Source organism: uncultured Frigoribacterium sp. (genome assembly GCF_963515265.1).
In the GTDB taxonomy this organism is placed as follows: domain Bacteria; phylum Actinomycetota; class Actinomycetes; order Actinomycetales; family Microbacteriaceae; genus Frigoribacterium.
The window spans coordinates 1-4,604 of the sequence record NZ_CAUPYL010000203.1; the positions used below are offsets into that span (position 1 = coordinate 1).

At 73.7% G+C, this 4,604-nt stretch carries 5 protein-coding genes and 1 pseudogene; 2 read left to right on the top strand and 4 right to left on the bottom strand.

All coding sequences use genetic code 11. The features are described from left to right. The 3 genes from RWM17_RS12495 to RWM17_RS12505 all read right to left on the bottom strand — a co-directional run. Positions 1-1,515, bottom strand: a 1,515-nt coding sequence (locus RWM17_RS12495) for a DEAD/DEAH box helicase (RefSeq protein ID WP_314104143.1), incomplete at its 3' end; no start/stop codon positions are given. A gap of 367 nt (positions 1,516-1,882) precedes the next feature. Next, positions 1,883-2,287 carry a hypothetical protein gene (locus RWM17_RS12500; protein WP_314104144.1) on the bottom strand — a complete coding sequence of 135 codons (405 nt, stop codon included), beginning with the start codon at positions 2,285-2,287 and terminating at the stop codon, positions 1,883-1,885. 56 nt (positions 2,288-2,343) lie between these two features. Continuing rightward, complete coding sequence (locus RWM17_RS12505) at positions 2,344-2,970, bottom strand: DUF1684 domain-containing protein (protein ID WP_314104147.1); 627 nt, start codon at positions 2,968-2,970, stop codon at positions 2,344-2,346. 238 nt (positions 2,971-3,208) lie between these two features. On the opposite strand from RWM17_RS12505, the gene RWM17_RS12510 reads away from it, so the two are divergent. Further along, the gene (locus tag RWM17_RS12510) at positions 3,209-3,541 is read left to right on the top strand and encodes a DUF4333 domain-containing protein (protein WP_314104145.1); all 333 of its coding nucleotides are present in this window, start codon (positions 3,209-3,211) and stop codon (positions 3,539-3,541) included. 63 nt (positions 3,542-3,604) lie between these two features. Here RWM17_RS12510 and RWM17_RS12515 read toward each other — a convergent pair whose 3' ends face one another. Beyond that, the gene (locus RWM17_RS12515) at positions 3,605-4,096 is read right to left on the bottom strand and encodes a hypothetical protein (protein WP_314104146.1); all 492 of its coding nucleotides are present in this window, start codon (positions 4,094-4,096) and stop codon (positions 3,605-3,607) included. A 224-nt stretch (positions 4,097-4,320) separates the two neighbouring features. Between RWM17_RS12515 and RWM17_RS12520 the strand changes: the two are divergent. Further along, positions 4,321-4,604, top strand: a pseudogene (locus RWM17_RS12520) (hypothetical protein); the annotation flags it as partial.

The window sequence follows — 4,604 nt, forward strand, 5'->3', positions numbered from 1 at the left end:
GGGAGCAGCGTCGCGCGAGCGACCGCCGCCGTCGCGTCCGCCACGGGGTGCTCCGTCACGACCGCCCGAGCGGGCGGGTCCGCCGTCGCGACCCGCGCCTCCTGCACGGCCGCCGCCCGCAGCGGGACGACCCGAGCGGTCGGCACGGGCGATCGGGGCGCCGGTGCTGTCCTGGCGGGCGGCGCGCTTGCGCTGGGCGTTGGCGCCCTGCGAGCGACCGCCGCCGCCTCCTCCGTTGCCGCCGCCCTGCTGCTGCTGGACGGCCGACTTCGGCAGGGGCTTCACGTACGCGGCGACCTCGCCGACGAGCGCCGCGACCTCGGGGGAGGAGGTCGTGACGGCCGTGGTGGTCGGCTTGATGTCGGCCTTCTTCATCAGCTGGGCGACGTCGCGCTTCTGGCTGGGGATGACGAGGGTGACGACGTCGCCCTCGGCTCCGGCGCGGGCGGTGCGGCCCGAGCGGTGCAGGTACGCCTTGTGCTCGGTGGGCGGGTCGACGTGGATCACGAGCTCGATGTCGTCGACGTGCACGCCGCGGGCGGCGACGTCGGTGGCGACGAGCACGCGGGCCGAGCCGTCCTGGAACGCGGCGAGGTTGCGGTCGCGCTGCGGCTGCGACAGGTTGCCGTGCAGGTCGACCGAGGGGATGCCGGCCTCGGTCAGCTTCTTGGCGAGCTTCTTGGCGTGGTGCTTGGTCCGCATGAAGAGGATGCGGCGCCCCTTGCCCGAGGCGAGCTTCTGCACGAGGGCGTTCTTGCTGTCGAGGTCGGGCGTCTCGAAGACGTGGTGGGTCATCGCGGCGACGGGCGAGTTCGCCTCGTCGACCGAGTGCAGCACCTCGTTGTGGAGGAACTGCTTGACCAGCTTGTCCACGCCGTTGTCGAGGGTCGCGCTGAAGAGCAGGCGCTGGCCGTCGTTCGGGGTGGCCTTCATGATGCGGGTGACGCCGGGCAGGAAACCCAGGTCGGCCATGTGGTCGGCCTCGTCGAGCACGGTGATCTCGACGGCGTCGAGCTTGATGAAGCCCTGCTTCATGAGGTCCTCGAGGCGGCCGGGGCACGCGATGACGATGTCGACGCCCGACTTGAGGGCCTGGACCTGGCGGTTCTGCGAGACGCCGCCGAAGATCGTGGTGGTGTTCATGCCGTACGCGGCCGCCATCGGCGCGAGGACGGCGTCGATCTGCGTGGCGAGCTCGCGCGTCGGGGCGAGCACGAGGCCGAGCGGGCGGCCCGGGCGGCGCTTGCCGCCGGCGAGCTTGCCGCCGAGGCGCGCGGCCATCGGGATCGAGAAGGCGAGGGTCTTGCCCGAGCCGGTCTTGCCGCGGCCGAGGACGTCGCGTCCGCCGAGGGTGTCGGGGAGCGTGTCGACCTGGATCGGGAACGCGTTCTCCTTGCCGTCCTTCGCGAGGGCGGAGACGATCGGGGCGGGGACCCCGAGGGAGGCGAACGAGACGGCGGGGGCGTCGGTCGCGTCGGCGACCGGGACGACGGGGGAGTCGGTGGTGAGTGACATGCGTGCCTTTCAGGGGCAGGTGTCGAGCCGGGCCGAGGCTGCGGGCCACGCGTCTCGGTCGCCCTGACGCAGTGGTCGTGGGCGTTGCCGGGAACGGCGGTGCAGAGCCGGTGAGCGGCTGTCGTAGCCGGGCTCGAGGTGTGGCGACGGTGCAGGTGTGCACGATCGTTTCGCCGCAGAGTGAGCTTCGCGCGCCTGCTGGGTGCCTGGGTGTGTGCCAGGGCGAGAGGCGAGGAGGGGCGTGCTACGACGCAGGGAGCCGGTCGGGCCGGCTCGCAAGTGACATCAGCTTAGCGGCACTCGTCGCAGAACGCGAGGAGGTGCGGGCCGGGCCCGCAGGGCGCGCACGCCGGGCAGGCGGGTCGACCTAGGAGAAGAGGCCGCGGATCGCCTTGCCGAGGGCCGTCCTCCGACGGTGCCAGCCGTGTGCGGCGAGGGTCCGCTTGACGGGACCGACGACCTTCGCCGAGTTGAACGTGTACGAGCCGGACGCAGTCCCGACGCTGCGCTCGGTGTTGATCTCCGACCGCTTGTACTCGTGGGTCTCGGGCAGCAGCGTGATGCGCAGCCGGTAGCCGGAGCGGCTGCTGCCGAGCATGCCCCGGGCGTCCTGGTACACCCAGGTGGCGACGATCCTGCCGTCCTCGACGGCGACCGTGAACGGGTTCGCGGGGTCGCGGCCGAGTGCGAGCAGCGCCTCCGTCACGACCTCGGGCGAGGAGGGGGCAGCTGTCGCGGATGAAGAGCCGTCGGGCGGCGTCGGCACGGTCATGCGGCCACGCTAGCGGACAGGTCGTCCTGCCCCCGCTGCACGGTCCGGGCCGGGGCTCAGTGTGCCCCCGAGTACCGCTCGCCGACCGGGATCTCGACGGCCACGCGGTTGCCGGGCTGCGCGAGCGGGCAGGCCCACGCGGGGTCGTAGGCGCAGCTCGGGTTGTAGGCGAAGTTGAAGTCGAGCACGATCGTCCCGGGCTCGGACCCGGGCCCGAGATCGGCGCCCTTGACGGAGTCGATCAGGTACCGGCCGCCTCCGTAGGTGCCGCCCGGCTTGCCGGCGAGCGCGTCCCCGACCGGGACGAACAGGCCGCCCCCGTACGAGCGCAGCCGCCACACGTCGAGCGAGCCGACGCCCGGCACCTCGACCCGCCCGACCCGGTCGAAGGGCACGTCGCCGTCGGTGCCCGTCTCGACGACCATGCGCTGCGGCTCCGCGGGCAGGATCGGCACCTCGAAGCGCCACGCGGCGTCGTACGGCTTCGTCGGCAGGCCGGTGAAGTGCGGCCTGTCCTCGGGGAGCAGCGGGGTGACCGGGTTCGTCGTGAAGAGCTCGTCGCGGGTGCGTCGCCACAGGTCGTGCGCCGCCTCGAGGTCGGTCGCCTCGCGCACCTGCCGGTACAGCCCGTGGATCGTCCGGCGCCACGCCGCCAGCGCGAGGCCCGAGTCGGTGTCGGGCACGAGGGGCGCGGCCGCGGCGGCGTCGCCTGCGGCGGTGGGGGACGAGGAGGTGGGGGTCGGGTCGGTCACGCGGGCGACGGTAGTCGGGACGCCTCCTCGGGGACCGGGAAGGCGCCTCCTCGTCTCGCGGCGGCCGGTCGGGCGACGACCGGGCCGCTCTCCGGGCAGCCGGTCGTGCGACGGCGCGGTCTGCCAGGATCGGCCCGGGGGCGACGGTCGTCCCGTCAGGGGGAAGAACATGCAGAACAGGATCCGCACGGCCACGACCGTGCTCGTCACGACCGCGGTGCTGGGGCTCGGGCTCGCGGGGTGCTCCGCACAGGTGAACCGGACGGTCTCCGCCGACAAGTTCGCGACCACGGTCGCGGACGCGCTCGAGCAGACCGTCGGCCAGCGACCCGACGTCGACTGCGGCGACGACGCGATCGACCTCGTCGACGGCGACGAGGTGCACTGCGACGTCGGCGCGATCGGAGACGAGACGGTCTACGACTCGGTCTCGACGATCAGCACCGACGGAGGCGACGACTACTCGGTCGCCGTCGAGGTCGACCAGGAGCCGAAGGGCTAGGTCGCGCTCGCCCCGGTCGGGACGTGGCCGCGTGCGCCGGTCTCGACCGGCGCGTGCTCGCGCTCAGCCCGCGTGGCGCGGGTGCGTCTCGGGTGCACGCCAGCCCGGCGCGAGGGCGCGCATCCGGAGCGCCCGCCACTGCCAGACGAGCCAGAGCCCGGGCCACAGGGCGATGCCGACCGGCCCGGCGTGGAACACCAGGCGGTCGCGCAGCAGGGTCTCGTCGGGGCCCAGGGGCGACACCGCCATGCGGTGGTCGATGCGCATCCGCGAGAACTGGCCGGCGGTGCCCCTCCCGGTGTCACGCTGGATCCAGGCGCCGTCACGGTCGTGCCAGTCGAGGTCGACGTGCGTGTCGCCGAGGGGCAGCAGGCCGAGGATGTGGGCGGTCACGGGGTGCGCCTCCTCGGTCCAGCGGCTAGGGAAGCCGTCGGGCGCGAGCGAGCGGTACCGCACCAGCGGCTTCGTCACGGCGACCATGACGGCCGGGTCGCGCAGGGCGTCGGCCGCGGCGTCGACGGGACAGGCGAGTCGGATCTTGAGCTGCACGTGCATGCGGACGAGTCTGCTCCCGTGGGCTGGGCGGCGGGCGCGGCGTCCTGTGGCCCTCCTCATTCAGGAAGATCTGTCCTGAGCCGTGCGGCGGGGGGACTCGCGGTCCTGAACCGTGCTCGGTGCAGGCGGCGCGGGTCGCGACGTCCTGCATCGTGCAGCCCGCGCTCGTCGTAACGCGGGGCAACGCACCGACCCGAGGAGGCGCCCCGACCTACCCTGAGGACGTGACCGCACCCCGCACAGCCCCCCAGCAGACGGCATCCCAGCCGCAGGCCCCGCAGCAGCAGCCCCAGCACAGGGAGCCGCACCAGTCCAAGTACCAGGTCCGCCTCGACCAGGGCGTCGCCGGTGCGGCCCGCGTCGCGCCCGGGGCGCACGTCGTGGTGGTGGTGGACGTCCTCGACGGGCACGGCCTCCTCTCGACGGCCGACGTGCTCGACGCGGTGGCCGCCGCCGCGGACGACGCGGCGCTGGTGCTGCACGCGACCGCCGCCTCCTCGGCCGACGT

Coding starts and splice junctions, on each gene's coding strand:
- RWM17_RS12515 (WP_314104146.1), bottom strand. CDS start 4,096: ATGCACGTGCAGCTCAAGATCCGACTCGCCTGTCCCGTCGACGCCGCG.
- RWM17_RS12510 (WP_314104145.1), top strand. CDS start 3,209: ATGCAGAACAGGATCCGCACGGCCACGACCGTGCTCGTCACGACCGCG.
- RWM17_RS12500 (WP_314104144.1), bottom strand. CDS start 2,287: ATGACCGTGCCGACGCCGCCCGACGGCTCTTCATCCGCGACAGCTGCC.